The sequence below is a fragment of the Variovorax sp. 01T439_2 genome (genome assembly GCF_056398445.1).
Genome location: NZ_JBFTPJ010001135.1, coordinates 1 through 2,396, shown reverse-complemented (window position 1 = coordinate 2,396; position 2,396 = coordinate 1). Strand labels below are relative to the sequence as shown.

The window sequence follows — 2,396 nt, the reverse complement described above, 5'->3', positions numbered from 1 at the left end:
CCCCTCCATCCCCATTGTTTTTTCCTCTTTCGATTCCAAGGAGTTTCCCCATGAACCCATTGCGTCACGTCTTCAGCGCCGCGGCCGTTGCCACGCTGGCCACCGCCCTCGTTCCTGCCCATGCCCAGGGCGTGATCAAGATCGGCGAGGTCAACAGCTACAAGGCGCAGCCCGCCTTCCTCGAGCCCTACAAGAAGGGCATGGAGCTGGCCGTGGAAGAGATCAACGCCAAGGGCGGCGTCAACGGCCGCAAGGTCGAGCTCATCACGCGCGACGACAACGCCAACCCCGGCGATGCCGTGCGCGTGGCCGAGGAACTGGTGGCGCGCGAGAAGATCGACGTGCTCACCGGCACCTTCCTCTCGAACACCGGCCTGGCCGTGGCCGACTTCGCCAAGCAGAAAAAAATCTTCTTCCTGGCCGGCGAGCCGCTGACCGACAAGATGACCTGGCAGGGCGGCAACGAATACACCTTCCGCCTGCGCCCCGGCACCTACATGCAGGCCGCGATGCTGGTGCCCGAGGCGGCCAAGCTCAAGAAGAAGCGCTGGGCCGTCGTCTACCCCAACTACGAATACGGCCAGTCGGCCGTGGCCGCGTTCAAGACGCTCCTGAAGGCCGCGCAGCCGGATGTCGAGTTCGTCGCCGAGCAGGCGCCGCCGCTCGGCAAGGTCGATGCGGGTGCCGTGGTGCAGGCGCTGGCCGATGCCAAGCCCGATGCGGTCTTCAACGTGCTGTTCGCTTCTTTCTCGCCTACCACGCCAAGTACAAGGACTACCCGCGCCTGGGTTCGGTGGTGGGCTACAGCATGATCAAGTCGGTGGCGGCCGGCATCGACAAGGCCAAGAGCACCGAGACGCCGAAGCTCGTCGCCGCCTTCAAGGGCCTGCAGGTCGACACCCCGTTCGGCAAGATCAGCTACCGCGCCGAAGACCATCAATCCACGATGGGCGCCTTCGTCGGCAAGACGAAGAACGAGAACGGCAAGGGCGTGATGGTCGACTACACGTATTTCGACGGCGCCAAGTTCCAGCCGAGCGCCGCCGACGTGAAGAAGTCCCGCGCTGCCGACTGACCTTTTTCCGGAACGCTTGCACCCATGAGCCTCTCGTCCCTGCTGCTTCAGTTCCTCACCGGGCTGTCGTCGGCTTCGTCGCTGTTCCTCGTGGGGGCCGGCCTTTCGTTGATCTTCGGCGTCACGCGCATCGTCAACTTTGCGCATGGCTCCTTCTTCATGGTGGGCATCTACCTTGCCTACACACTGGTCGACAAGCTCGGCACGCTCGGCTTCTGGCCGGCCGTGCTGATTGCCGCGCTGGCGGTGGGCGTGATCGGCGCGCTGATCGAGATGGTGCTGCTGCGCCGCATCTACAAGTCGCCCGAGCTGTTCCAGCTGCTGGCCACTTTTGCGCTGGTGCTCGTCATCAAGGATGCGGTGCTTTATTTCTGGGGGCCGGACGAATTGCTCGGCCCGCGCGCGCCGGGCCTGTCGGGCTCGGTCGACATCCTGGGCCGGCAGTTTCCGACCTACGACCTGTTCCTGATCGTGGTCGGTCCGGTGGTGCTCGGCCTCATGTGGCTGCTGCTCACGCGCACGCGCTGGGGCACGCTGGTGCGCGCCGCCACGCAGGACCGCGAGATGGTCAGCGCGCTGGGCGTGAACCAGGCCTGGCTGTTCACGGCGGTGTTTGCACTGGGCGCCACGCTCGCGGCATTGGGCGGTGCGCTGCAGCTGCCGCGCGAGCCGGCCACGCTGGCCATGGACCTCAACACCATTGGCGCGGCCTTCGTGGTGGTGGTGGTGGGCGGCATGGGCTCGATTCCCGGCGCGTACGTGGCGGCGCTGCTGCTGTCCGAGATCAAGGCGGTGTGCATCTGGCTTGGCGTGGTCGAGATCTTCGGCTACAGCGTGTCGTTCTCCAAGCTCACGCTGGTGGTCGATTTCATCGTGATGGCCATCGTGCTGGTGTGGCGCCCCTGGGGCCTGCTCGGCCGCCCGCAGGCGCCCAGCCGCTACGTGGGCATGCAGGAGGAACCGCTGCGGCGCGCGAGCAAGGGCTACCTGTGGCTCGTTGCCGCGCTTGGCGTGGCGCTCATGGCGATGCCGCTGCTCACCGCCGATTCGCCCTACACCACGGTGCTGATGATCGACCTGCTGATCGCGGCGCTGTTCGCGGCCAGCCTGCACTTCATCATGGGGCCGGCCGGCATGCATTCGTTCGGCCATGCGGCCTACTTCGGGCTCGGTGCCTATGGCGCCGCCTTGCTGGTGCGCGCAAGCGGCATGCCGATGGAGCTTGCGCTCGTCGTCGCGCCGCTGGTGGCCGCCATCGGCGCGTTCGTCTACGGCTGGTTCGCGGTGCGGCTTTCGGGCGTGTACCTGGCGATGCTCACGC

At 66.2% G+C, this 2,396-nt stretch carries 1 protein-coding gene and 1 pseudogene; both read left to right on the top strand.

What is annotated here, in order from left to right; genetic code table 11:
* Positions 1-50 precede the first annotated feature (50 nt).
* Positions 51-1,075 (top strand): annotated as a pseudogene (locus tag AC1DOC_RS32770) (ABC transporter substrate-binding protein).
* A 24-nt stretch (positions 1,076-1,099) separates the two neighbouring features.
* A partial coding sequence (locus tag AC1DOC_RS32765) for a branched-chain amino acid ABC transporter permease (protein WP_478131452.1) occupies positions 1,100-2,396 on the top strand: 1,297 nt, incomplete at its 3' end.